This window comes from Pantoea sp. 18059 (genome assembly GCF_902706165.1).
In the GTDB taxonomy this organism is placed as follows: Bacteria; Pseudomonadota; Gammaproteobacteria; order Enterobacterales; family Enterobacteriaceae; genus Pantoea; species Pantoea agglomerans.
Genome location: NZ_CACSJS010000004.1, coordinates 206,575 through 232,618, shown reverse-complemented (window position 1 = coordinate 232,618; position 26,044 = coordinate 206,575). Strand labels below are relative to the sequence as shown.

Annotated in this window: 23 protein-coding genes and 1 tRNA gene; 20 read left to right on the top strand and 4 right to left on the bottom strand. The window is 54.0% G+C overall.

Going from position 1 to position 26,044, the window contains the following annotated elements:
• Nucleotides 1-24: 24 nt before the first annotated feature.
• A complete protein-coding gene (gene ftnA / locus GVJ63_RS13070) occupies nt 25-531 on the bottom strand; it encodes a non-heme ferritin (protein WP_010248984.1) in 507 nt (168 codons plus the stop codon).
• 489 nt (nt 532-1,020) lie between these two features.
• Between ftnA and GVJ63_RS13065 the strand changes: the two genes are divergently transcribed.
• The 13 genes from GVJ63_RS13065 (at nt 1,021) to mrdA (ending at nt 14,922) form a co-directional block, all read left to right on the top strand.
• A complete protein-coding gene (locus GVJ63_RS13065; protein ID WP_010248983.1) occupies nt 1,021-1,689 on the top strand; it encodes a nucleoside recognition domain-containing protein in 669 nt (222 codons plus the stop codon).
• On the top strand, nt 1,679-2,152 hold the full coding sequence (locus GVJ63_RS13060; protein WP_010248980.1) for a YjiG family protein: 474 nt from the start codon (nt 1,679-1,681) through the stop codon (nt 2,150-2,152). The genes GVJ63_RS13065 and GVJ63_RS13060 overlap by 11 nt, the downstream gene beginning before the upstream one ends.
• A gap of 4 nt (nt 2,153-2,156) precedes the next feature.
• Nucleotides 2,157-3,260, top strand: coding sequence for a M20 peptidase aminoacylase family protein (locus tag GVJ63_RS13055; RefSeq protein WP_010248978.1), 1,104 nt, complete (start codon nt 2,157-2,159; stop codon nt 3,258-3,260).
• Between the two features lie 293 nt (nt 3,261-3,553).
• Nucleotides 3,554-5,140 (top strand): peptide chain release factor 3, encoded by a 1,587-nt coding sequence (gene prfC, locus GVJ63_RS13050; RefSeq protein WP_010671098.1) that lies wholly within the window; start codon nt 3,554-3,556, stop codon nt 5,138-5,140.
• Between the two features lie 258 nt (nt 5,141-5,398).
• Complete coding sequence (gene osmY / locus GVJ63_RS13045; protein WP_010671097.1) at nt 5,399-6,013, top strand: molecular chaperone OsmY; 615 nt, start codon at nt 5,399-5,401, stop codon at nt 6,011-6,013.
• A 111-nt stretch (nt 6,014-6,124) separates the two neighbouring features.
• Nucleotides 6,125-6,286, top strand: a complete 162-nt coding sequence (locus tag GVJ63_RS13040; protein ID WP_003848537.1) for a DUF1328 domain-containing protein — start codon at nt 6,125-6,127, stop codon at nt 6,284-6,286.
• Between the two features lie 220 nt (nt 6,287-6,506).
• A complete protein-coding gene (locus tag GVJ63_RS13035; protein ID WP_159226982.1) occupies nt 6,507-7,559 on the top strand; it encodes a patatin family protein in 1,053 nt (350 codons plus the stop codon).
• Nucleotides 7,556-8,353, top strand: a complete 798-nt coding sequence (locus GVJ63_RS13030; RefSeq protein ID WP_124890324.1) for a TatD family hydrolase — start codon at nt 7,556-7,558, stop codon at nt 8,351-8,353. Before GVJ63_RS13035 ends, GVJ63_RS13030 begins: the two co-directional genes overlap by 4 nt.
• Nucleotides 8,354-8,601: 248 nt before the next feature.
• Nucleotides 8,602-9,381 carry a deoxyribose-phosphate aldolase gene (deoC, locus tag GVJ63_RS13025; protein ID WP_010248957.1) on the top strand — a complete coding sequence of 260 codons (780 nt, stop codon included), beginning with the start codon at nt 8,602-8,604 and terminating at the stop codon, nt 9,379-9,381.
• A 62-nt stretch (nt 9,382-9,443) separates the two neighbouring features.
• Nucleotides 9,444-10,772 carry a thymidine phosphorylase gene (gene deoA, locus GVJ63_RS13020; RefSeq protein WP_159226981.1) on the top strand — a complete coding sequence of 443 codons (1,329 nt, stop codon included), beginning with the start codon at nt 9,444-9,446 and terminating at the stop codon, nt 10,770-10,772.
• A gap of 95 nt (nt 10,773-10,867) precedes the next feature.
• Complete coding sequence (deoB, locus tag GVJ63_RS13015) at nt 10,868-12,091, top strand: phosphopentomutase (protein WP_159226980.1); 1,224 nt, start codon at nt 10,868-10,870, stop codon at nt 12,089-12,091.
• A 26-nt stretch (nt 12,092-12,117) separates the two neighbouring features.
• Entirely contained in the window at nt 12,118-12,831 is a 714-nt protein-coding gene (gene deoD / locus GVJ63_RS13010) for a purine-nucleoside phosphorylase (RefSeq protein WP_010248951.1), read from the top strand.
• 219 nt (nt 12,832-13,050) lie between these two features.
• Nucleotides 13,051-14,922 (top strand): penicillin-binding protein 2, encoded by a 1,872-nt coding sequence (mrdA, locus tag GVJ63_RS13005; protein WP_010248949.1) that lies wholly within the window; start codon nt 13,051-13,053, stop codon nt 14,920-14,922.
• Nucleotides 14,923-14,948: 26 nt separating this feature from the next.
• Here mrdA and GVJ63_RS13000 read toward each other — a convergent pair whose 3' ends face one another.
• Nucleotides 14,949-16,268 carry a PAS domain-containing methyl-accepting chemotaxis protein gene (locus GVJ63_RS13000; protein ID WP_064689983.1) on the bottom strand — a complete coding sequence of 440 codons (1,320 nt, stop codon included), beginning with the start codon at nt 16,266-16,268 and terminating at the stop codon, nt 14,949-14,951.
• 223 nt (nt 16,269-16,491) lie between these two features.
• Between GVJ63_RS13000 and GVJ63_RS12995 the strand changes: the two genes are divergently transcribed.
• The 5 genes from GVJ63_RS12995 to GVJ63_RS12975 all read left to right on the top strand — a co-directional run bounded on the left by GVJ63_RS12995 (nt 16,492) and on the right by GVJ63_RS12975 (nt 20,422).
• A tRNA-Phe gene (locus GVJ63_RS12995) sits at nt 16,492-16,567 on the top strand.
• A 480-nt stretch (nt 16,568-17,047) separates the two neighbouring features.
• A complete protein-coding gene (locus GVJ63_RS12990) occupies nt 17,048-18,013 on the top strand; it encodes a sensor domain-containing diguanylate cyclase (protein ID WP_159226979.1) in 966 nt (321 codons plus the stop codon).
• A gap of 742 nt (nt 18,014-18,755) precedes the next feature.
• Entirely contained in the window at nt 18,756-18,920 is a 165-nt protein-coding gene (locus tag GVJ63_RS12985; RefSeq protein ID WP_004571242.1) for a general stress protein, read from the top strand.
• Between the two features lie 502 nt (nt 18,921-19,422).
• A complete protein-coding gene (locus tag GVJ63_RS12980; protein ID WP_010248940.1) occupies nt 19,423-19,905 on the top strand; it encodes a ferritin-like domain-containing protein in 483 nt (160 codons plus the stop codon).
• A gap of 10 nt (nt 19,906-19,915) precedes the next feature.
• Complete coding sequence (locus GVJ63_RS12975) at nt 19,916-20,422, top strand: ferritin-like domain-containing protein (protein ID WP_060681054.1); 507 nt, start codon at nt 19,916-19,918, stop codon at nt 20,420-20,422.
• A gap of 80 nt (nt 20,423-20,502) precedes the next feature.
• Here the strand turns inward: GVJ63_RS12975 and treF are convergent, their stop codons facing one another.
• Both treF and GVJ63_RS12965 read right to left on the bottom strand, forming a co-directional pair.
• Nucleotides 20,503-22,161 (bottom strand): alpha,alpha-trehalase TreF, encoded by a 1,659-nt coding sequence (treF, locus tag GVJ63_RS12970; protein ID WP_045139632.1) that lies wholly within the window; start codon nt 22,159-22,161, stop codon nt 20,503-20,505.
• Nucleotides 22,162-22,512: 351 nt separating this feature from the next.
• On the bottom strand, nt 22,513-23,370 hold the full coding sequence (locus GVJ63_RS12965) for an SDR family oxidoreductase (protein WP_022623861.1): 858 nt from the start codon (nt 23,368-23,370) through the stop codon (nt 22,513-22,515).
• A 98-nt stretch (nt 23,371-23,468) separates the two neighbouring features.
• Between GVJ63_RS12965 and GVJ63_RS12960 the strand changes: the two genes are divergently transcribed.
• Both GVJ63_RS12960 and GVJ63_RS12955 read left to right on the top strand, forming a co-directional pair.
• Nucleotides 23,469-23,849 (top strand): helix-turn-helix domain-containing protein, encoded by a 381-nt coding sequence (locus tag GVJ63_RS12960; protein WP_010248931.1) that lies wholly within the window; start codon nt 23,469-23,471, stop codon nt 23,847-23,849.
• A 781-nt stretch (nt 23,850-24,630) separates the two neighbouring features.
• Entirely contained in the window at nt 24,631-26,043 is a 1,413-nt protein-coding gene (locus GVJ63_RS12955; RefSeq protein WP_010671087.1) for a cytochrome ubiquinol oxidase subunit I, read from the top strand.
• The last annotated feature ends 1 nt before the right edge of the window (nt 26,044 follow it).

Genomic DNA, 26,044 nt, shown 5'->3' with positions numbered 1-26,044 from the left:
GCCCCGAAAAGGGGCCGATAAACATTATTCTGCGTGGTTCTCGGTGCTCATGCGGCCCAGATCTTTATCGACCAGGAACAGACCGTTGCCGCTGTTGCTGACCAGCGCCAGTTTATCCAGCACGGTTTTGAACAGTTTCTCTTCTTCATGCTGCTCGGCGACATACCACTGCAGGAAGTTGAAGGTAGAGTAATCCTGTGAGGTCATGGCAGCATGGGCCAGTTCATTGATTTTGCTGGTGATCAGCTGCTCATGCTCCAGCGCCTGCTGCAGAATTTCATTCAGCGAGGTGAAAGAGACTGGCGGCGCAGCGATGGTACCCAGCACCGGCATGCCGCCGGTATCGCTCAGGTAATCAAAAAGACGCTGCATATGCTGCATCTCTTCGCGTGAATGCATCTTCAGGAAGGAAGCGGCACCCTCAAAGCCTTTGTCGCTGCACCAGGCGCTCATTTGCAGATAAAGATTGGCAGAGAAAAATTCCAGGTTCAGCTGGTCGTTTAAACGCCCAGTCATTTCAGCAGTCAGCATGGCCGAGTCCTTTTAAGAAGATGTTAAATAAACAGGTATAGTCGGTGAATTATGCATCAAATATGTTAGTAAAGCGAAGGCTTTTCCGCAAAAACAGCCAATTTATCTGATTGATTTAAATAGAATTATTTCGCAAATTGAATGCGAGCGATTCTCATTCTGCATCACTCCTTATCGGGCAACAAAATCAGGGTTTCAGCACCATGATAGTGCGCCCGGTCGCTATCCTGCTGGTGCAATCGCCGCTGAAGCTGGAGAAATAGCGGTCATCTGATAACGCGCCGGAAATATCACGTTGCCGTCAGAAAAAGATATTTCGCAGAGCCATAACAGTCATGTCGTGGATTAAACGCCCGGTGGTGGCAGCAGGGCCATTAATCATCGCGCGCCGATCGGCTCTGGCATAAATCATGCTTAGAACTCAGTTCCATATATTGAAACTTGCCACGGCAGGGAACAGGCGGCAAGCCAGGTTATCAGGAGAAAATAATGTCAGATGAAAGTGTGGTAAGTCCGGTAAAAATGACGGCGACCAAAGGCAGTTATGTCGCGTTAATTTTTGCCATCCTGTTTTTCTCAGGGCTGTTTTATAACGTCGAGGGTCTTTCATGGCTGGGCGCCTTTGACTTCACCACGCTGGGCGGCAGCTTTGGCACCATGAAAGATCCCGCCAGCAACACCTTTCTTGGCGCAGGCGGACTCAGTGCCAAAGCGGGTTTCCTGTTTGCGCTGTCGCTGACGCCCACGGTGATGCTGGCGCTGGGCGTGCTGGAAATCTTCACCCACTACGGCGCGATTCGCGCGGCGCATCGGTTGCTGACGCCGCTGCTTAAGCCGCTGATGGGGCTGCCGGGCCATTGCGGTCTGGCGTTAATCACCGACCTGCAAAGTACCGACGCGGGCGCGGCATTAACCAAAGAGATGGCAGACCAGAAACAGATCGGTAAAAAAGAGGTGGTGGTGATGAGTGCCTGGCAATATTCCGGTGCCGGCTTAATCAATAATTACTTCGCCATCGGCTCCGCGCTATTCGCCTCAATGACGCTGCCGATTATTATTCCGCTGTTATTAATGTTCGTGCTGAAATTTGTCGGTGCGGCGATAACGCGCGCTGTGTTAAACAGTGTTTATAAGAAGGATTTCGCCGATGGAAAATAAAATCACGACCAGCAGTAATCCCTTTGATGTGTTTGTGACCGGCGCGCGTAAAGGCTTTCACATCGCCATTCACAACCTGATGCCAAATGTGGTGATGGCCTATGTGCTGGCAGAAGTGCTCAATCTGCTCGGCATCATGCAGTTTCTCGGGCACGTTTTTGCGCCAGTGATGGGGCTGTTCGGCCTGCCGGGTGAGGCAATTACGGTGCTGCTCACCGCCTGGCTCTCATCGTCTGCGGGTACCGGCGTAGCGGTGAGTCTGCTGACCAAAGGGCTGCTGACCGGCGCGGATATCACGATTCTGGCCCCGGCGATTTTCCTGATGGGATCGCAGCTGCAATATATGGGACGGCTGCTGGGCGTGGCCGATGTGCCAAAAAAATACTGGCCGCTGCTGATGCTGGTGAGCATCATCAACGCGCTGATCGCAATGTCTGTTATGCGTCTGTTTATTCAGGAGTAACGCTGTGTCTGAGGTATTAGAGCATTACCACTATTTGCACGAAATTCCGGAGCTGGGTTTTCAGGAGGTGAAAACCTCGGCCTACATCGCCGATCAGCTGGAGAAAGCGGGCCTGAAGGTGACGCGCAATATCAATAACACCACCGGCATTGTGGCCGAGATCGACAGCGGTGTACCGGGCCCGGTGCTGGCGCTGCGCGCGGATATGGATGCGCTGGGGCACATCATTGATGGCGTGCCGTGTGCGCGCCACACCTGCGGTCACGACGGTCACTCTTCGGTCGTGCTGACGGCGGCGACGGCTCTGCTGCAGGAGGGCGCGGTGAAACGTGGCCGGCTGAAGATCCTGTTCCAGCCCGCCGAGGAGCTGGGCGCCGGTGCGCTCTCAATGATCGAAGGTGGCGCACTGGATGATGTGGAGATGATTCTGGGGTTCCATCTGCGTCCGCTGGAGGAGTGCGTGGTCGGACAGGCGGTGCCTGCGGTGCTCTACTCAGCCTGCAGCACGCTGGAAGCGACCATCAAAGGCCAGCCCGCCCATGCGGCGCGTCCGCACCTGGGGGTGAATGCGCTGGATGCTGCCGTACAGGCGGTTCAGGCGGTCAACGCCATACACCTCTCGCCCGGCCTGACCTGGAGCGTCAAAGCGACCCGCTTCCTGTGCGATGCCGGTGTCACCAACTCGGTGCCGGATGAAGCCCGCGTAGTCTGGGATCTGCGTTCGCAGGAGAACGGGCCGATGACGCTGCTGAAAGAGCAGGTCACGCGCGCCATTACTCACAGCGTGGCGGCACTGGGTGCCAGCGCCGAGGTCCGCGTATTAAAAGAGATGCCCGCCGCCGAGATTGATGATGAGGCGACGGCGGTGATCCGCGCCGCGATCGTCGAGGTGCTGGGCGAAGAGGGCGCGCTGTCAACCCGGACCACGCCAGGCAGCGAGGACTTTTTCTACTATCCGGTGAAGCGTCCGGGTGTAAAAGCGGGCTTCTGGGGGCTGGGCACCAACCTGACGCCCGGATTGCATCATCCCGACATGCATTTTGATCTCGACTCGCTGGAGATTGGTGTGCAGATCTTCAAAGCCTGCGTCAGAAAGGTGCTGGGATAACGGAGGCGGGGCGGGTGCAGACCCGTCCCGCTTTGTTGTGGCATCCACCGTTCCCCGATTCCCCGCCCCTGAAATCCTGCCCCTCTCCCTGTAGGCCGCGCGCGCAAAATATTGTATGCTATGCCGCCTTAAAGCTGACCAGGTAACCGGAATTCACGCCAATGTAACTTCGCGCTGACCCGCCAACGATGAAAGATCGTTTTTGGCACCGTTTACCCGCCGGTAAGGTTCTGCCGGCCACCGTGATTTATCAGCAGCGCCAGTAAGTTGCGCTGCCTATTGAGAAGAATTCCATGTCTAATCCCTTTTTAGAAGAGGTGGCACGCCGCCGCACCTTCGCGATCATTTCGCACCCGGATGCCGGTAAAACCACCATTACCGAAAAAGTGTTGCTGTTCGGACAGGCTATCCAGACCGCCGGTACGGTAAAAGGCCGTGGCTCTAACCAGCACGCTAAGTCGGACTGGATGGAGATGGAGAAACAGCGTGGTATCTCCATTACCACCTCGGTGATGCAGTTCCCCTATCGCGATAGCCTGGTGAACCTGCTGGATACCCCGGGTCACGAAGATTTCTCGGAAGATACCTACCGTACGCTGACCGCGGTTGACTGCTGTCTGATGGTGATTGATGCCGCTAAAGGCGTCGAGGATCGTACCCGTAAGCTGATGGAAGTTACCCGTCTGCGCGATACGCCGATCCTGACCTTTATGAACAAACTTGACCGTGACATCCGCGACCCGATGGAAGTGCTGGATGAGGTGGAAAGCGAGCTGAAAATTGCCTGCGCACCGATCACCTGGCCTATCGGCTGCGGCAAACTGTTCAAAGGGGTTTATCACCTCTACAAAGATGAGACCTATCTCTACCAGACCGGTAAAGGCCACACCATTCAGGATGTCCGCATCGTGAAGGGGCTGAACAACCCGGACCTCGACACCGCAGTCGGTGACGATCTGGCGGCACAGCTGCGTGAAGAGCTGGAGCTGGTACAGGGCGCATCGCACGAGTTTGAGCAGGAAGCCTTCCTGAGCGGCAAGCTGTCGCCGGTCTTCTTCGGCACCGCGCTGGGTAACTTTGGCGTTGACCATATGCTGGATGGCCTGGTGGCATGGGCACCGCGTCCGATGCCGCGTGACACCGACACCCGTACGGTAGAAGCGAAAGAAGAGAAGTTCACCGGCTTCGTGTTTAAGATCCAGGCAAACATGGACCCGAAACACCGCGACCGCGTGGCCTTTATGCGTGTGGTGTCCGGTAAATATGAAAAAGGGATGAAGCTGCGTCAGGTGCGCACCGGCAAAGATGTGGTGATCTCCGACGCTCTGACCTTTATGGCGGGCGACCGTTCGCACGTTGAAGAAGCGTATCCTGGCGATATCATCGGCCTGCATAACCACGGCACCATTCAGATTGGCGACACCTTTACTCAGGGTGAAAACATGAAGTTCACCGGTATTCCGAACTTCGCGCCAGAGCTGTTCCGCCGTATTCGTCTGCGCGATCCGCTGAAGCAGAAACAGCTGCTGAAAGGGCTGGTTCAGCTGTCGGAAGAGGGTGCGGTACAGGTGTTCCGTCCGGTGCATAACAACGATCTGATCGTGGGCGCGGTCGGGGTACTGCAGTTCGATGTGGTGGTTGCCCGTCTGAAAAGCGAATATAACGTCGAAGCGATCTACGAAGCGATCAACGTCTCTACGGCGCGCTGGGTTGAATGCAGCGACGCGAAAAAGTTTGAGGACTTCCAGCGTAAAAACGAAGTTAACCTGGCGCTCGATGGCGGCAATAATTTGACTTATATCGCGCCAACCATGGTTAATCTTAATATTACGCAGGAACGTTACCCCGACGTCCGTTTCCGCAAAACGCGCGAGCACTAATCGCCTGTTTCCGGGCCATTCCAGCTGGGAGTGGCCCTGTTTTCCTCCTTCCAGACTCCTCTTAAAAACCCCGTTTTTCTTCTGTTTTGACGTGTGATCAACCAGTTAGCCAGGCAAATTGCAAAATGCCGTCTATGATTACTCTATCGGACGGCGGAAGAGACTTCTCTTGTCCTTACGTCCTGTAACGCAGCGGCACCTGTGCCTCTGTTGCGCCCACAGTTTTTGGGTGAGTTAACTGATAGAAGGAAGATATCGATGAACAAGACTAAGATTGCTAAAACCCTGATGGCCGCCATGATTGGCTCAGCACTGATCAGCGGCAGCGCACTGGCTGACGAATCAATGTCGCAGAAAGCGTCACAGACAGCCGACAGCGCGGGTTCAAAAATCGATAGTTCTATGAAAAAAGTCGATGGTTATATGGATGACAGCGGCATCACCGCCAAAGCCAAAGCGGCGCTGGTAGATGATGACGCAATTAAAAGCACGGATATCTCGGTAAAAACGCATAGCGGCGTCGTGACCTTAAGCGGTTTCGTCACCTCACAGGATCAGGCTGAGAAGGCTGTGGCTGTGGTGCAGAAAATCGAAGGTGTTAAATCCGTCAGTGACAAACTACACGTCAGAGACAGCAAAGCATCATCAATGAAAGGTTATGCGGGCGATACCGCCACGACCAGCGAAATTAAAGCTAAGCTATTAGCGGATGACATTGTTCCGTCGCGCAACGTAAAAGTTGAGACCACAGACGGCGTTGTTCAGCTTTCAGGGCAGGTTGCTAATCAGGCACAGTCAGATCGTGCAGAAAGCATTGCTAAAGCCATTGAAGGCGTGAAAAGCGTTAAGAATGACCTGACGGTTAAATCTTAAGCTTGCGTGCGGCCACTTCTGTGGCCGTACGAATAAAAGATACCCATCCGGGGATGAAATAAGCAGATCGATTTTAAATATTCGATTTTTAAATAGGGTAAGGAGAGGCTTATGTTTCGTTGGGGCATTATTTTTCTGGTGATCGCACTGATCGCTGCAGCGTTAGGTTTTGGCGGTTTAGCGGGCACAGCAGCATGGGCAGCTAAAGTTGTCTTCGTCGTTGGTATTATCCTGTTCCTCATCAGCCTGTTTACCGGCCGTAAAAAGCTTTAGCCGATGAGTCCTGCAGTGTAATGCAACGCAAAGCATAGAGCGGAGACCAGTCATCTGTAGCGACTGACGTGAAGAGAGGGACACCTTCACATCGCTGCAAGGTAAGCCAGCCCAGCTGGCCTGCCGGTTAAAGGAACATATGACTGGTTCTCCGGAATGCTGCCGTCTTTAACGGATCGATCCTCCAGCAGACCCGGAACCCCTTTTTGAGGTTCGCACAGTGGGTATACGCATTCCTGTCACGCTCGGCGCCATTGAACCTCTGGCCCTGACACCGTTTAAATCTAAGAAAATTGCGCTGGTTTGTGAAGGCGGCGGTCAACGCGGCATTTTCACCGCAGGCGTCTTAGATGAATTTCAGCGTGCCCGATTCAACCCCTTTCAACTGATGCTCGGCACCTCTGCCGGTGCACAAAATCTTTCTGCCTTTGTCTGTGGTCAGCCCGGCTATGCCCGGCGTGTGATTACCCGCTATACCACCAGTAAACTCTTTTTTGATCCGCTGCGCTTTGTGCGTGGTGGCAATCTGATTGACCTCGACTGGCTGATAGATATTACCCGCAGTGAATTTCCGCTGGCGATGAGCAGCGCGGAGCAGCTGTTCTCCAGCGGCCGCGAGTTTTATATGTGCGCCTGCCGCAGTGACGATTACACGCCCGGCTACTTCAACCCGACCGCCGATAACTGGCTGGATCTGATCAAAGCCTCCAGTGCCATTCCCGGTTTTTACCGGCTGGGGGTCAGTCTGGAAGGAATCAGCTATCTCGATGGCGGCATCAGCGATGCGATTCCGGTGCGTGAAGCCGCCCGCCGTGGCGCTGATACCATTGTGGTGATCCGCACCGTGCCGTCGCAGATGTTCTATACCCCGAAATGGTTTAAGCGGATGGAACGCTGGCTCAGCACCGGCGCGCTGCAGCCGATGATCAACGTGCTGAATAAGCATGAACAGAGCTATCGGGAAATTCAGCAGTTCATTGAGAATCCGCCCGATGATTTGCGCATTATCGAAATCTTTCCGCCGCATGCGCTGGCCAGCAGTGCGCTGGGGAGCCGCATCGCTTCACTGAATCAGGATTATCATCTGGGACGGCGTTGTGGTCGCTATTTTCTTGCCACGCTGGGCCAGTGGCTGAGCGATGCGGAACCGATGACCACGGCGCGTATCGTAACGCCGCCTGCTCCGGTAGCCAATGCACCCGATACCCGCCTCATCATCACACCGCCGCTGGCGGATAATGATGCTGATTACGACAAAGGATCGCTGGCATGAAGTTTATCGATACGCACTGCCACTTCGATTTTCCGCCGTTTGAAGGAGATATCTCTGGCAGCCTGGCACGTGCTGCAGAAGCTGGCGTGGAAAAGATTATCGTTCCGGCGATCGATGCCAGCCGCTTTGAGCGGGTCTGCGCGTTAGCCGCGACGCAACCGGCGCTCTATGCCGCGCTGGGCCTGCATCCAATCGTCATCGAAAATCATCAGGAGGCCCATCTCGACCAGCTGGAAACCTTACTGCAACAGCGGCCGCGTAAGCTGGTGGCGATCGGCGAGATCGGGCTGGATCTCTATCGCGACGATCCGCAGTTTGATAAGCAGCAACGCTTTCTTGAGGCGCAGCTTAAGCTGGCGAAAGCGTATCAGCTGCCGGTGATCCTACATTCGCGCCGCACTCATGACAAGCTGGCGCAGATTCTGCGTCGTTACGATCTGCCGCGCCGTGGCGTGGTGCATGGTTTTGCGGGCAGCCTGCAGCAGGCGCAGGCCTTTATTAAGCTGGGCTATGCGATTGGCATCGGCGGGACCATTACCTATGAACGCGCCAGCAAAACCCGTCAGACCGTGGCGCAGCTGCCGCTCTCTTCGCTGCTGCTGGAAACCGATGCACCCGATATGCCGCTGCAGGGCTTTCAGGGCCAGCCTAATCGTCCGGAGCGGGCGCGTCAGGTATGGGAGGTGCTCTGCAGCCTGCGTGAAGAGTCACCGGAGGAGATTGCCGATGCGCTGTGGCACAACAGTCAGCAGCTATTTCAGCTCGATCCCGCTTTCCCGGCGCTGCGCAACTGACCGCCCGCGTCTCACCCGACCTGCAGCCTTCGCGCTTAAATGTGATAATAGTAACATTGCACCCGCTGGCGTATAATAACCACCAAGCCCTGTTATCTGTAATGTTAGTCACAGTAAACGTGGCAATGTTGCACTAATTTCTTATTCCTATGTGACTCCTGGCACATATCAGGCGGCATCAGAGTGTTATTATTATAACATTCCGCCGGCGAGCCGGTGGGTTGCACCCCGATCCTTTGGAGAGCCTCATGACCGATATCAAAGACCTTGCCCTGCGCGCCCTGAAACTGATGGATTTAACCACCCTGAATGACGACGACACCGACGCAAAAGTGATCGCCCTGTGTCATCAGGCCAAATCCCCGGCAGGCAACACCGCCGCAATCTGTATCTATCCGCGTTTTATTCCGATTGCCCGTAAAACGCTGCGCGAGCAGGGAACTCCGGAGATCCGCATCGCTACGGTGACTAACTTCCCGCACGGCAATGACGACATTGATATTGCGCTGGCAGAAACCCGCGCCGCTATCGCCTACGGTGCCGATGAAGTGGATGTGGTGTTCCCGTATCGTGCGCTGATCGCCGGTAACAGTCAGGTCGGTTTCGATCTGGTGAAAGCCTGTAAAACCGCCTGTGCCGAAGCAGATGTGCTGCTGAAAGTGATCATCGAAACCGGTGAACTGAAGCAGGAAGCGCTGATCCGTCAGGCCTCTGAGATTGCCATTGATGCCGGTGCCGATTTCATCAAAACCTCTACCGGTAAAGTGCCGGTTAACGCCACGCCTGAAGTAGCGCAGATCATGATGAACGTGATCCGTGATAAAGGCGTCAGCCAGCAGGTTGGCTTTAAGCCCGCTGGTGGCGTGCGCACCGCTGAAGATGCCGCTATCTATCTGAAAATGGCGGAAGAGACGCTGGGTGCCGACTGGGCCGATGCGCGTCATTTCCGCTTTGGTGCATCAAGCCTGCTGGCGAGCCTGCTCAACACCCTGGGCCATGACAGCGACACCAGCAAAGCGGGTTACTGATCCTTCAGGCGGTCGCTGACCGCCTGTTCCCCATCCTGATTTCCCTGAACCAGGGGGTTACCTTGTTCCTGCCACAAGAAATAATTCGCAAAAAACGTGACGGCCATGCGCTGACTGAAGAGGAGATTCGCTTCTTCATCAATGGCGTGCGTGATAACACCGTCTCGGAAGGTCAGATCGCCGCGCTGGCGATGACCATCTATTTCCACGACATGACGCTGCCTGAGCGGGTGGCGCTGACCATGGCGATGTGTGATTCCGGTACGGTACTGAACTGGAAATCACTTAACCTCAATGGGCCGGTGGTGGATAAGCACTCGACCGGCGGCGTCGGCGATGTGACGTCGCTGATGTTAGGGCCGATGGTCGCGGCCTGCGGCGGATATGTCCCGATGATCTCGGGTCGTGGCCTTGGCCATACCGGTGGCACGCTGGATAAACTGGAAGCGATCCCGGGCTTCGATATCTTCCCGAGCGATGACCGCTTCCGCGAGATCATCAAGCAGGTCGGTGTGGCGATTATCGGCCAGACCAGCTCGCTGGCACCGGCGGATAAGCGTTTCTACGCCACGCGTGACATCACCGCCACCGTCGATTCGATCCCGCTGATTACCGCCTCGATTCTGGCGAAGAAGCTGGCAGAAGGGCTGGATGCACTGGTGATGGATGTCAAAGTGGGTTCCGGCGCGTTTATGCCAACCTATGAGGCGTCAGAAAGTCTGGCGCAGTCGATTGTTGGCGTCGCCAATGGCGCAGGTTGCCAGACCACCGCACTGCTGACGGATATGAACCAGGTTCTCGCCTCCTCAGCTGGTAACGCGCTGGAAGTGCGTGAAGCGGTTCGCTTCCTGACCGGCGAAGAGCGGAATCCGCGCCTGCTGGAAGTGACGCTGGCGCTCTGCAGCGAAATGCTGGTCTCCGGCAAACTGGCCGCCAGCGACACCGAAGCGCGTCAGAAGCTGATGATGGTGCTGGATAACTGCAAAGCAGCCGAGGTATTTGGTCGTATGGTCGCTGCCCAGCAGGGGCCTGCCGATTTCGTGGAACGCTACGACGCTTATCTGCCGCAAGCCATGCTGAGCAAGCCGGTGTATGCCGACCAGCCAGGCATCGTCAGCAGCATGGATACCCGTGCGCTGGGTCTGGCGGTGGTGGCAATGGGTGGCGGACGTCAGCGTGCCAGCGACAGTATTGATTACAGCGTCGGCTTAAGCGACATGATCACCCTGGGCGAACGTGCCGATGCGCAGCGTCCACTGGCGATCATTCACGCCAGCAGCGAAGACAAATGGCAGCAGGCCGCCGCCGCGGTCAAAGCCGCGCTGGTGCTCGGTGATTCTGCCCCGGCTGAGACGCCGGTTGTCTATCGCCGTGTGAGCGATATCAGCTAACTGACCGGTAACCGGTGCCAGCTGCGATGCATTCGGGTATACTGATCTGATCGCTTTTTTTTGACTTGTCACGCGCCAATGCGCAGGAGACTTGCATGAAACGTGCTTTTATTATGGTTCTCGATTCCTTTGGAATTGGCTCCAGTAAAGATGCCGATAAATTCGGCGACGCAGGTTCGGATACGTTAGGTCACATCGCCGAAGCCTGTTTCAGGGGTGAAGCAGACAAGGGACGTAAAGGCCCATTGCATCTGCCTAATCTTACCGCGCTGGGTCTGGGCAAAGCCGCAGAGCTGTCGACCGGCCGCTTCCCGGCAGGTCTGGATCCTGAGGCGAAAATCACCGGCGCGTACGCTTACGCCAGCGAGCTTTCGTCAGGTAAAGATACGCCGTCAGGCCACTGGGAGATCGCCGGTGTGCCGGTGCTGTTTGACTGGGGCTACTTCAGCGACAAAGAGAACAGCTTCCCTCAGGAACTGCTGGACAAACTGGTCGAGCGCGCAGATCTGCCGGGCTATCTCGGTAACTGCCACTCTTCAGGTACGGTGATCCTCGACCAGCTGGGCGAAGAGCACATGAAAACCGGCAAGCCGATTTTCTATACCTCTGCGGACTCGGTGTTCCAGATAGCCTGTCACGAAGAGACTTTTGGTCTGGATCGTCTCTATGCGCTGTGCGAAATCGCCCGTGAAGAGCTGACCGAAGGTGGCTACAACATTGGCCGGGTTATCGCCCGTCCGTTTGTGTGCGACAAAGCGGGTCAGTTCGAGCGTACCGGTAATCGTCACGACCTGGCAGTCGAGCCGCCATCCGCCACCATGCTGAAAAAGCTGGTGGATGAGAAGGGCGGTCACGTGATCTCCGTGGGTAAAATCGCCGATATCTATGCTGAGCAGGGCATTACCAAAAAGGTCAAAGCGACCGGTCTGGATGCGCTGTTTGACGCGACGATTCAGGAGATGAAAACCGCGCCGGATCAGGCGATTGTTTTCACTAACTTCGTTGATTTCGACTCAACCTGGGGACATCGTCGTGATGTTGCCGGTTATGCGGGCGGGCTGGAGCTGTTTGACCGTCGTCTGCCTGAGCTGATGGAGTTAGTCGGAGAAGATGACATTCTGATTCTGACCGCTGACCACGGCTGTGACCCAACGTGGGAAGGTACTGAACACACGCGTGAGCACATTCCGATTCTTATCTACGGACCGAAAGTCGAGCCGGGTTCACTCGGTTACCGTGAAACTTTCGCCGATATTGGTCAGACAATTGCACACTATTTTGGCCTGTCCGAGATGGACTATGGCAAGAACATGCTGTAAATCAGCAATTTAATAAGGATTAAACAATGGCAACCCCTCATATTAATGCTGAAATGGGCGATTTCGCAGACGTCGTGCTGATGCCTGGCGATCCGCTGCGTGCAAAGCACATTGCTGAAACCTTCCTGGAAAATCCGGTAGAAGTGAACAACGTGCGCGGGATGCTGGGCTACACCGGCACCTATAAAGGCCGCAAAGTCTCTGTAATGGGCCATGGAATGGGTATTCCTTCCTGCTCCATCTACACCAAAGAGCTGATCACCGACTTTGGCGTGAAAAAGATCATCCGTGTGGGCTCCTGTGGTGCCGTGCGTGCCGATGTAAAACTGCGTGACATCGTGATTGGTATGGGTGCCTGCACCGATTCCAAAGTGAACCGTATGCGTTTCAAAGATCACGATTTTGCTGCGATTGCTGACTTCGACATGGTGCGTAACGCGGTTGATGCGGCGAAAAACCTGGGTGTTGAAGCGCGCGTAGGTAACATCTTCTCTGCCGATCTCTTCTACACCCCGGATCCGCAGATGTTCGACGTGATGGAAAAATATGGCATCCTCGGCGTTGAGATGGAAGCTGCAGGTATCTACGGTGTGGCCGCAGAGTTCGGTGCTAAAGCGCTGACCATCTGCACCGTATCAGACCACATCCGTACGCACGAGCAGACCACCGCTGCTGAGCGTCAGACCACCTTCAACGACATGATCAAGATTGCGCTGGAGTCTGTGCTGCTGGGTGATTAATCAGCGTGGCAGGCATTGACGCCTGCTGCCCGATCCCCTTGCGCAGATCCCCCTTAACCGGGGGATCTGCATTTTCCCGCCTCGCCGTCCCGGTAACATTCACATCAAATGACACAATTTTGGTCAGGCTTGTGCATCTTCGCGCTGGCACGCCCGCGATCGCGCTTTATCATGGTGCGCAATAACAGATAATAATTAATCGCCTGATAATGCCCCCTGATGAACTTTCGTAACTTCCAAGCTGAAGAGAAGCTGTTTGCCCGCCGCGCTGCAATAGCCTTTGCTCTGGTCTGTCTCTGTTTCACCATTCTTGGCGTAAACCTTTTTCGCTTACAGGTGCGCGACCATGGCTATTACCAGACGCGCTCTAACCAGAACGACATCAAAATGATCCCCATTGCGCCGACGCGTGGGCTGATTTATGACCGCAATGGCATTCCGCTGGTGCGAAACGTCAGCTGGTACGCCATTACGCTGACGCCTTACAAAATCAGCGACATGGACGCCACGCTGCGGGCACTCACGCCGATCGTTAATCTGACGCCGGACGAAATCGACACCTTCCGCCATGCGCTGAAGCAGACCAGCCGTTACAAGCCGGTGGTGCTGAAAGAGGAGCTGACTGAAGAGCAGGTCGCCCGCTTTGCGGTCAATCAATTTCACTTCACCGGCGCCAGCATTGAGACCTACCAGGATCGTGAATATCCCTATGGCGCGGATCTGGCGCATGTGATCGGTTATGTGTCGAAAATCAACGATAACGACTATAAACGGCTGAATGCGGAAGGCATCGCCGAAAACTATGCGGCTGACCATAACATTGGTAAGCAGGGGATTGAGGGTTATTACGAAGCGCTGCTGCACGGCAAGCCGGGTTATCAGGAAGTGGAAGTGGATAATCATGGCCGCATTGTGCGGGTGCTGAAAGAGGTACCGCCGGTCGCGGGTAAAAACCTGACGCTGACGCTGGATCTGCACCTGCAACAGTATGTGGAAAGCCTGCTGGCGGGGCAGCGTGCGGCGCTGCTGATTGAAGATCCGCACGACGGCTCCGTGCTGGCGATGGTCTCCAGTCCCAGCTACGATCCCAATCCGTTTGTGAAAGGCATCAGCTATCAGGCCTACAAAAAGCTGCTACAGGATAAAGACCTGCCGCTGATTAACCGCGTCACGCAGGGACTCTATCCGCCTGCCTCCACGGTGAAGCCTTACATGGCGATGTCGGCGCTGCTGACTCATGTGATTACGCCGCAGTCGCAATTCTTTGGCGCACCCACCTGGACGCTGCCAGGCACGGACCGGCGCTATCGCGACTGGAAAAAAACCGGGCACGGCATGCTGGATGTGACGCGGGCAATCGAAGAGTCCGCCGATACCTTTTTCTACCAAGTGGCGTTTATGATGGGCATCGATCGCATTCACACCATGCTCAGCCAGTTTGGCTATGGCAAATCGACCGGCATTGACCTGAATGAGGAGTACAGCGGCTTACTGCCGAGCCGGGAGTGGAAGCAGAAGGTGCATAAAAAGGCCTGGTATCAGGGTGATACGGTTTCAGTCGGTATCGGACAGGGTTACTGGATTGCGACACCCATTCAGATGGTGAAAGCGATGGTGGCGCTGATTAATAACGGTCGGGTCATTGCCCCCCATCTGCTGGAGAAAACCCAGCGCGGCACCCTGGTGGAGAACTATCATCCGCAGCAGCATGAAGCGCAGATTGGCGATCCCCATTCACCCTACTGGTCACTGGTACGCCACGCGATGTTTGGCATGGCTAACGCACCCAACGGCACCGGTTATAAATATTTCCACACGGCACCCTATGGCATCGCTGCGAAGAGCGGGACGTCGCAGGTGTTCAGCCTGCGCCAGAACCAGACCTATAACGCGAAGATGATACCGGTACGGTTACGTGACCATATCTTCTACACCGCCTTTGCGCCGTTTAATGACCCGAAAGTCGCGGTGGCGTTGATACTGGAGAATGGTGGCAACGAAGGGATTACTGCGGCACCCGTAATGCGGGCGATTCTGGATCATATCTTTATCCCGCCGGTGCCAGAAGCGCCGGTTCAGGCAACACCTTAAAAGGGGGCGGTTGCCCCCGCAGAGCGTCAGACTTTAAGCGTTTTGGTCACCTGGCCGATGGCGCGTACTACATCCGTTGCGCCTTCACGGATTTCCGCAATCACGCCGCCCGCCTCCTGGGCCAGCTGTACGCCCTGATCGGCGCGCTTCAGGTTGGATTCAATTCCTTTCAGTGCCCGGCTCGCCAGCTGATGGTTTTGCTGTATCCGATTTTCGATGTCGGTGGTGGCGCGATTGATGTTTGCTGCCAGCGTGCGGACTTCATTAGCCACTACCGCAAAGCTGCGGCCATGGGTTCCGGCCCGTGCCGCTTCAATAGCGGCATTCAACGCCAGCAGGTTAGTCTGATCGGCTATCCGGCGGATACCTTCCACAATCGCGCCGATACGCTCTGAGGATTCACTCAGTCCGGTAATATCACCGGAGATCCCCTGCAGTTCACCCGCCAGGGCGTTCATGGTCTGCACGCTGCTGGCGATAACATCGGCACCCAGCTTTGTGCTTTCATCCGTTTGCAGCGCGGTGTGATAAGCCCGCTGTGCCGCATCATGTTCCTGCTGATTCTTTTCCACCTGCGCGGTCACATCAGTGGCGAATTTCACGATTTTGTAGAGCCTGCCCTGTTCGTCAAACACCGGATTGTAGGTGGCGCGCAGCCAGATAGTCTCACCCCGTTTATTGACCCGGGGAAACTGACCTGAGACAAATTCGCCGCGGTTCAGCTGCTGCCAGAACTCGCTATATTCGCGGCTGTCGCGCAGCGCCTGCGAGCAGAAGCGACGGTGGTGAACACCTTCTACCTCCTCACGACGATAACCCATGGTTTTCAGGAAGTTGTCATTGGCTTTCAGCACTTCACCTTTGAGGTTAAAAGCGATCACCGCCATCGACCGTTCTATGGCGGTGGTGATGGCGCGCTGCTCCTGCGCATCGTTGATATGATCGGTGATGTCGGTTGCCAGTTTGACGATTTTAATCACCCGGCCATGGCGGTTCTGCACCGGTACATAGTTGGCTTCGAGCCATACCGGTCGGCCGTTTTTCGCCACGCGCAGGAACTTATCGCTGAAGCTTTCGCCCCGGTTCAGTCGCAGCCAGAAATCCTGATAGTCCCGCGACTCAAGCTGCTCTGCGGTACAAAACAGGCTGTGGTGCTGGTCTTCGATCTCCGCCAGCGCGTAGCCCATGCGCGCCAGAAACAGCGCATTCGCGCTGAGAATGGAGCCATCGGGAGAGAATTCAATCATGGCGATGGAGCCATTGAGAGAGCTCAGCGTTGCCGCTGAGTGTGAACGCTTCTGCCAGCTGTGACGGGAAGCGATACCTGATGTAATGGTGGAAAACATGGCGATCCTTATTATTAGTGTTGGTCTCGCATGCTATATCGGCAATTTCGCGTCACAATGCAGACTCTGCCTGCTTTCTGACTAAAATATATCCGGCCAACAGAGAGGTTTATGGCGGCAGGTCAGACCCACTCTTTGGGTTGATGGAAAAGCGGTCAGTCGATTTGATTTTGGTGAAAAGCGTTTGACGCTGCCGGGCCGCTTTGGTTTAATGCGCCCCGTTGCCCGAATAGCTCAGTCGGTAGAGCAGGGGATTGAAAATCCCCGTGTCCCTGGTTCGATTCCGGGTTCGGGCACCATCTTTAAAGAACCCGCCTCTGGCGGGTTTTTGCATTCTGGAGCGAACCCGTTATCGAAGGTTCGATTCACTCGCCACATCCCTGTGGCTCGCCCTCTGGGTCGCGCTGGCACGCGATGCAAAAATGCTCCCGGCATTTTTGTCCGGGTTCGGGCACCATCTTTAAAGAACCCGCCTCTGGCGGGTTTTTGCGTTTATGGGGCGAACCCGTTATCGAAGGTTCGACAGACTCCCGCCATTCCCGAACATTCCGAATTTCGCCTCTCCCGCGCCCATTCCACTTCTCAACCCTGTAGCAACACAAACAGATTTCATGGCGAAACCAATTGCCAGGTTTGCCTCTGTGCTGCGTTGCCAGACTGGCACCGCCTGATATCCTGTCCAGCCTGCAATTGACCGCGGCTAATCGTGTTTTATAAGCCACCCTTTACAGAATCAGCCTGACAGGCACAATACCCCTTTTTCCTCCTCTCACACGGTTATGTCAGAAGAAGCGCTGCGTCTGCAGATACAGAACCTCAAAAAGCACAATGCGCGTCTGAAGCGTATAGCGCATGACGCCCGCACAAAACTCAATGCGGCGCTGGATGGTACCGGGTTGTTCCTGTGGCAGCTGGATATTCCCAGCGGCAAACTGGTGATCTTCAACCGGCGCTGGGGGGCGATGCTGGGCTTCCAGCCGAAAGAGACCGACGCCAACTTTGAATCCTGGAAAGAGAGCCTGCATCCCGATGATGCCGCCGACGTTCTACAGGCATTCAACGACCACATCGCCGGGAAAGCGCCTTATTACGAGGCTCTGCACCGCATGATCGCCAAAAATGGCAGCATTACGTGGGTGCTGGATCGGGGCCGGGTCAGCGAATGGAATGCGTACGGAGAGCCGGTTAAAGTGATCGGCACTCACATCGATATGACCAAAGAGAAGCAATATGAGGAGCAGCTCGCCCTGCTGGCGCTGCACGATCCCCTTACGCTGCTCAACAATCGTCATGCTCTGCAGAATTATTTCTGTGAAATGAAAGCTCAGGGACCGCTCTGCGTGGTCTTTATTGACCTGGATAACTTCAAACACGTCAACGACACCCTGGGGCACCGCAGCGGAGATGAAGTCCTCATCCAGTTAAGTCAGCGGTTTACGGAACTCTCTCCGGCAGAAGTGATCATTGGCCGACTGGGCGGCGACGAGTTTGTGTTGTTAATACCCTGGGCGCTGAACCATCCGCGGGTAAAGAAACTGGCGCACGCCTGTCTTGACGCGGTAATGGCACCTTTTGATATGGCAAACGGGCATGCCCTCATTGGGGCGTCTGTCGGTGTGTCTCAGGCGCAGGACAAAGATGACTTTGATACTGCACTGCAGCGTGCTGATGAAGCGATGTACCGTATCAAGAAAAATGGCAAGCGCGGTGTCGCTTTTGATTCCACTTTTCCCGACTCCCTCTGACTCTGCTGAACAGGGCATATGTTTTGCAAGTCAATAACGCACAATCTCCCTCATGGCTTTGCTCGATCTTACTCATAATGTTGAGTTCCCCTTTTCGCAGGCATGCAAAATTTATGCGTATGCCCGCAGAAAGGACTTTTTAGTACTATTCCGAAAACCCGCTTTTTGCCACCAAATACCTGAATCTTGCCGCTTCGGTTATATTCAGATATCAGTGCTAAATCTGACCTCTCTTTTTAATAAAAATTTTCATCTAACCAGCATAATTGATCGTTTATTGATCGATTCAGGCTATTTTTAACTGGTGCTATCAATGCGTCACGCTTCGCTTATTTTTAACGTAAAAGCAGGGTTTCAGATTTCTAATTAGCGCTTCGCTTGGGGAATTTGATCGTTTGTTGATCATCTTCACTACCTGATATTGATGAAATTATCTCTTTGCCGCTTCGCTTATATTTTTTCAATTGGACTTTTTTTGAAAATGATCGATTAATAGGGCGCGGCGATTTTCGTTATAAATATTTTTCATGCTGCGGCTCTTTTATGAATAGAAAAGAGCGATGGTTGAAATCCGTTATCAATCCGGTTGAGGGTAGGACGGCCAATAAACCAGAACTGTGACGGGTTTTTTATTTCTCTGACTTGATCGGTCCGATTTTCTGTCTACATTTATGTTGCTGAATCGGCCTGATGAAGCGTTAACTGTGCAAATTCCAATTTTTAAAATTCAAAGAGGACGCATATGACTCAATATCGCGGTGGGGCCGGGAATTTTGCGGCCGACAAAGAGCGTGCTGCTGAAGCAGGGCGCAAAGGAGGCCAGAAAAGCGGCGGTAACTTCAAAAACGATCCTGAACGTGCCATTGAAGCGGGGCGCAAGGGAGGTAAGGTTAGCCGCCGGAGCTGAACGTCTTTAACACTGCTGTAACGGCAGGGTTACTCTGTTAGCCGGGCATTTTGAATCTTTTTAGTTCCTCGTGAAGATAATTACACCCTGAATTATGTCATTGCTCCATCATTGGCAATGGCTGGAGCTGTGAATTGAACCGGAAGGGTTTTCCCTTCCGGTTTTTTATTTCCTATCGATTAAAGCTGTACCGTTAAATACAACTTTGTACAGATAAGTTTCGAGTGGTACTTTTTTATGCAGTTAATCTTAAAAAATGTATACAACGATTTATCACTTTGTACAAAATCCAGCACTGCTAGCGAAGCCGCAATCTTAAAAACAATTTTTAGCTAACGCGTTGCTGTAAAAAGGAAAGTGCATTTTACATGCCACTTTTGTCTTAAATTCATACTGATGCAGCGTGCGATATTAAGAATCTCCACTAGACTTTTCAGGTGTCAACGATATGACTGGCGCTGCGTTATTACAGACGCAGCTTTTTAATCAATGAGGCTATCTTATGACAGTGAAAACGTTAAACGACCTGTTCATCCATGACTTATCCGATGTATACAGCGCTGAGAAGCAGATAACCCGTGCATTGCCTAAAATGGCGCGTGCAGCCAGTGACGAAAATCTTATCGCTGCGTTTAATCAGCATCTGGAAGAGACCCGTGCTCAGATTGAACGACTCGACGAACTGGTGGAAGTGACACCTGAAGTCAAAATCAAACGAATGAAATGTCATGCGCTGGAAGGTCTGGTTGAAGAAGCGCAGGAAATTATCGACTCGGTCGAGAAGGGCGAGATTCGCGATCATGGACTGATCGGTGCGGCGCAGAAAGTTGAGCATTATGAGATTGCCACCTACGGTACCCTGCATGCGCTGGCGCTGAAGCTGGGTTACACCAAAGCCGCACAGCTGCTGGAAGAAACCCTGAATGAAGAGAAGCAAACGGATGAGAAGCTCACCTCGGTAGCCGACTCTATTACCGTCTCTTAAGGAGCAACACATGACTGCGATTGAACATTATCACGACTGGCTGCGCGATGCGCATGCGATGGAAAAACAAGCAGAAAGCATGCTGAGCAAGATGTCAGGTCGTCTTGAACACTATCCGGCGCTGGAACAGCGTCTGGCGCAACATCTTGAAGAGACCAAACATCAGCTGACTCTGCTGGAACAGCTGCTCGACAGCCACGGTATCGATCACTCTGTAATGAAAGATGCGATAGGCAAAATGGCAGCCACCGGCCAGGCCGTGGGCGGCATGTTTAACTCAGATGAAGTGGTGAAGGGCGCTATCAGTGGCTATGTATTCGAAAATGCTGAGATCGCCAGCTACACCAGCCTGATCGCCGCGGCTGAGCAGGTCGGTGATGCGCAGGGCGTACGCATACTGAGTGAGATCCGCGATCAGGAAGTGGCGATGGCGGAGTGGCTGCTGCAGCACCTGCCTGAAGTGACACAGCAGTTCCTGCAACGTGCGTCACAACCAGGCACTGAAGCGAAGAAGTAGCGCTGAATAGCCTGTATGAAACATGAAAAAGCCGGGATAGCCCGGCTTTTTGCGTTTTAAAGGTTTACAGGCTGCGCTACTCAGTCAGCCATTAAATGCCCATACATCGTCATCAGCTTACGTGTAACGCCGTTAGTCCAGCCGAATCCATCCTGTAACGGATACTCACCACCGCCACCAGGACGGGCGCGCTCGCCGCTGATGTCATACTTCTCTACCAGCTTATGGTGCAACTGATAGAAGTTATTGACCGTGTTGAGCCAGTTCACTGCCACTTCAGTCGCCAGCGTCTCTTCACCGTAATTATTCAGGCCAACAACCGCCATCCACTGCATCGGTGCCCAGCCGTTGGGTCGATCCCACTGCTCACCGCTTTCCACCATTGAGGTCAGCAGGCCGCCGTTGCTCAATAGCAGATGGCGCAGCGAGATCGATTGCAGGTGCGCCTGATGCGGCGTTGCAAGACCGACAAACAGCGGAACCACGGAGGCGACGGTAAAGGCACCGAAACGCTCCCGACGCCAGTCGTAGTCACGGAACACACCGGCGGTGCTGTCCCAGAGATAACGGGTAATCGCACGCTTGCGCGCTTCCGCTTTTTTCTGCCAGGCCAGCGCGGTCAGCTCTTCCCCTTTCGCGTGCGACAGGGTGGCGATCATCAGCTCCAGCTTGTACAGGAACGAGTTCAGATCGATAGGAATAAACTGCGTGGTACGGATGCTCGACAGCCGTTTCGGGTTACGCAGCCAGCGCGAGGAGTAATCCCAGCCCGATTCCGCTCCGGCACGCAGGTCACGATACACTTCGCTGGCCGGACGTTTCGATTCGCGGGCGGTTTCCACATCTTCAATCCACGACTCATCACGCGGCGTATCGCGGTCATCCCAGTAGCGGTTCAGCAGTGAGCCGTTTGGCATCCGCACCACGTGACGATAAGCCTGGTTCGGCATCAGTGAACCGGCACCGTCCATCCAGAACTGATACTCCTTCATCAGCTGTTCCTGATAGCGCTTAGCACCGCGCACGCCATCTTCTTCGAACAGCTCAACCATCAGGGCAAACACCGGTGGCTGCGAGCGGCTGAGATAATAGGTACGGTTGCCGTTTGGCACATGACCGTAGTTATCGATCAACCAGGCAAAGTTATCCGCCATGTGACGCAGCAGATCGTCACGGCCCGATTCTGCCAGGCCGAGCATTGTGAAGTAAGAATCCCAGTAGTAGGTTTCGCCAAAACGTCCGCCCGGCACCACATAGGGTTTGGGTAACGGCAGCAGCGATGAGTGCGGCATATGCTGCTGCGGCATTTTGGTCAGAACCGGCCACAGGTCGTCGATATGCTCATTGAGCGTTTTATCCGGGTTGGAGACATAAAAGCTTTCGTTTACGCCAGGCAGATAAAAGTGATCGGCGACAAAACGCGACAGGTCAAAATCACTGCTGCGTTTCTGTCGACGATAGCGCATCAGCACATCCAGCGGATCGTACTTGGGCGAACAGTCGGGGAAGGTTTTGCTGTCCTCGAAAATCCGCGACATCTGAACATGTTCAAACAGTTCCAGATAACGATCGGCAGGGGTCAGCGCATCCGGCGCCGGCAAGCCTTCAATCAGCTCCGGCTCCGGTTCAGAATCCTGCATGCGATCCAGCTTCAGTTCATGGGGATCGTATTGATACTCAACTTCCGCCCCGGCACGAACCTCTTCAAGTGCATTTTGTTGCTGGCGATGGGTATTAATAACGGCCTCCTGAGCGGTCGTGGTTGCACAAAGGACAAATTATAGACCTCTCCTCCCCCGGAACAACAATGCAGAATATCTATGAACGTAATAAATATTGTCGATTAATCGAGGTTTTTGGATAAATTCCAGACAATTCAACCAAATATAACGCTGTTCACAAAAAACGCATTTCAGATGAATCTCTTAGCGACCTGAATAAAAAAATTTAACCTGAAGAAAACTGGCGTTTATTCACATTTTGTAAAAGAAACAGCAGCCGCAAAGAGTGCAGAAAGTGGCATACCCAACGGGAATTCGGACAGGAGAGTGAGGTGAGCGGACCCGATTGTCCGCTCATGAACGACAGAATTAACGGTTCGCCAGTGCCGCGCGAATGACTGCCTGCCAGGTGGTGGTGGGGCGACCGATGAGCTGGCTTAGCTGACGGGAGTCATCGAACAAACCGCCTTTCTCTGCACCGGCATCAGAATCCGCCAGCATTTCCGCCAGACCTTCTGGCAGGCCTGCGTTTTTCAGCGCCGCCGCAAACTCACTTTGAGAGAGATTGACGTAATCAACCTTTTCACCGCTCTGTGCGGCAATCTCCGTAGCAAACTGCGCCAGCGTGTAGCTGTCATCACCTGCCAGTTCATACACTTTGCCCGCCTGATCCTCACGGGTCATTACTTCTGCCGCCGCTTCGGCGTAATCCTGACGCGCTGCCGAGGCGATACGACCTTCGCCTGCTGCGCCAATAAACGCATGATGCGCCAGCGCCGGTGGGATGCTCGCTGCGTAGTTCTCGCTGTACCAGCCGTTACGCAGCAGGGCGAACGGGATGCCAGAGGCTTTCAGCAGCGCTTCTGTTGCGCGGTGTTCAACGCCCAGGCCCAGCGGCGAGGTATCCGCATGCAGCAGGCTGGTGTAAGCGATAAAGCCCACGCCCGCCGCCCGAGCAGCCTCAATGACGGCTTTATGCTGCGCTTCACGCTGGCCCACTTCACTACCGGAGATCAGTAGCAGCTTATCCACGCCTGCAAAAGCGGCCTCCAGCGTCTCTGGCTGACCATAATCGGCCTGACGGACAATGACGCCCAGCGCTGCGAGATCGGCCGCTTTGGCAGGCGTACGGACGGCGGCAACAATTTCTCCCGCCGGGACTTTTTTCAGTAATGCATCAATCACGAAACGGCCCAGCTGGCCGGTGGCACCTGTAACTGCAATCATGTTAATACTCCTGTGGCTGTTGGTGAAATTCAGACTAGTGTATAAACTAATTTTTAGTAAGTACTTACAGAATTGTTAGTTTGAGGTGGATAAGTTAAATGTCTGAAAAAATGAGTGAAAAATTTATCCGCGGTGAATTGCTCAACGTCAACTGCCCGTCACGTGACGTGCTGAAACGCGTAACCAGCCGCTGGAGCGTATTAATTCTGCTGGCCCTGCAGGACCAGACGCTGCGCTTCAGCGCGTTGCGCCGGACGGTCGGTGGCGTCAGCGAGCGGATGCTGGCGCAGAATCTGCGCTACCTGGAAGAAGATGGCTTCGTGCAGCGTATCGCCTACGATGTGGTGCCACCGCACGTGGAATATCGCTTAACCCCGCTTGGACGCGAAGTCGGTGAACAGGTTGTGGGGCTGGCTGACTGGCTGGAGCTGAACCTGAGCCGGATTCTGGCACAGCGCGAAAAATCTGCGGCAGAGTAAAATCACCCTGTATCAGCCGTCATAACGTGACGGCATGGGTATACTCGCTGCAAAATTTCTGACCCCATTTGTCTGTCATCTCACTTCCTGAAAGCGCGATAACGTAACGGCAGCGCAAATAATCCAGTCGATCTTTTCGCACGGTTGCTGGTTATTAAATCGTTTTATGAATCTCTGGCCCGGAATAATCGACTACCCGCAGCGCGCTGTTAATTCATACCTTCTTTTTGACTCATTTTATTAACATCTCTGATGGCGCTTAAAAGCGCCGTTCTGCGTTTTTTCTGTCAGAAGTTATAGCTGCATTAGCCAGGCAAAAGCAAAAAAGCAAACAAAGCGGCAGAGGTAACTATTTACTCTTTTAACCTGTTAAAAAATAAGGGTATTTAATTTGGAGGCTCTAAAATTTGACCTTTACTCAATCAGGGTTTATAACAAAATAGTGCCTGAAAACAGCCTGTTGAAGGCATTTTTCAGGCAAGGTTCGCTTTAGCGCTATCGATTTTTAAAGTACAAATTACCGTAACATTAACGACACATAAACACGCTCTGATTAACCTTTAGGCCTTATTTTTAAATAAATAATTCCCGTCAAAAACAATGATCAGAATCAATAAAGACTGTTATAGTTTTCATTAACCCCACTGTTTCTATTTCCTCGCCGCGAATAGTTTTAAATTTGCGGCGGGAATTTCAATAAGCGCAGAGAACCAGGCGCATCAGGCTTAAGTTGTTAATTATAAGTAAATACATGGTGTTCTATGTGGCAAAGAGGTAAGCAATGTTCGGATTAGATGCCTTTCATCTGGCCAGGATTCAGTTCGCATTTACTGTTTCCTTCCATATTATCTTTCCCGCCATCACCATCGGTCTCGCCAGTTTTCTGGCCGTGCTCGAAGGTATGTGGCTCAAAACCCGCGATCACACCTATCGCGATCTCTACCACTTCTGGTCGAAAATCTTTGCCGTTAACTTCGGCATGGGTGTGGTATCAGGACTGGTCATGGCTTATCAGTTCGGGACGAACTGGAGCGGCTTCTCGGAGTTTGCTGGCAGTATCACCGGTCCGCTGCTGACCTATGAAGTACTGACGGCGTTCTTCCTGGAAGCGGGCTTCCTGGGCGTGATGCTGTTTGGCTGGAATCGCGTGGGTCCCGGGCTGCACTTCTTTGCCACCTGCATGGTCGCCCTCGGTACGCTGATTTCCACCTTCTGGATCCTGGCCTCTAACAGCTGGATGCATACGCCTCAGGGCTACATCATTCAGAATGGCATCGTGGTTCCGCAGGACTGGTTCAAAATCGTCTTTAACCCCTCATTCCCTTATCGCCTGTTCCATATGTCTGTAGCGGCGTTCCTGGCGAGTGCTTTCTTTGTGGGATCGTCGGCGGCCTGGCATCTGCTGAAGGGAAATAACAATCCCGCAATCCGCAAGATGTTCTCAATGGCGTTGTGGATGGCACTGATTGTCGCGCCGATTCAGGCGATGATTGGTGATGCTCATGGTCTGAATACGCTGGAACACCAGCCTGCCAAAATCGCGGCGATTGAAGGGCACTGGGAAAACCCACCGGGTGAAGCCACACCGCTGATCCTGTTCGGGATCCCCGACATGGAGCAGGAACGTACCAAGTATGCGCTGGAGGTGCCTTATCTTGGCAGCCTGATTCTGACGCATAGCCTGGACAAGCAGGTCCCGGCGCTGAAGTCCTTCCCGAAAGAGGACCGGCCTAATTCAACGGTCATTTTCTGGTCCTTCCGCGTGATGGTGGCGCTGGGCCTGCTGATGATTACGCTGGGCGTAGTCAGCCTGTGGCTGCGTTTTAAAGGGCGTCTCTATGAGTCGCGTCCTTTCCTGTGGTTTGCGCTATTGATGGGGCCATCGGGTCTGATTGCGATTCTGGCAGGCTGGTTTACCACTGAAATCGGTCGTCAGCCGTGGGTGGTCTATGGCGTGCAGCGCACGATTGATGCGGTCTCGGCACATGGGGATATGCACATGAGCATCAGCCTGCTGGCCTTTATTCTGGTCTACAGCTCGGTGTTCGGCGTGGGGTATCACTACATGATGCGTCTGATTAAGCAGGGACCGGTTACCGGCGAAGGCCATATCACCGAAGAGGGTGGTCCTGGTCAGAAGAAAACCCCGGCGCGTCCGCTTTCCGCTGCCACCTTTAAGGATGGAGACCACTAAG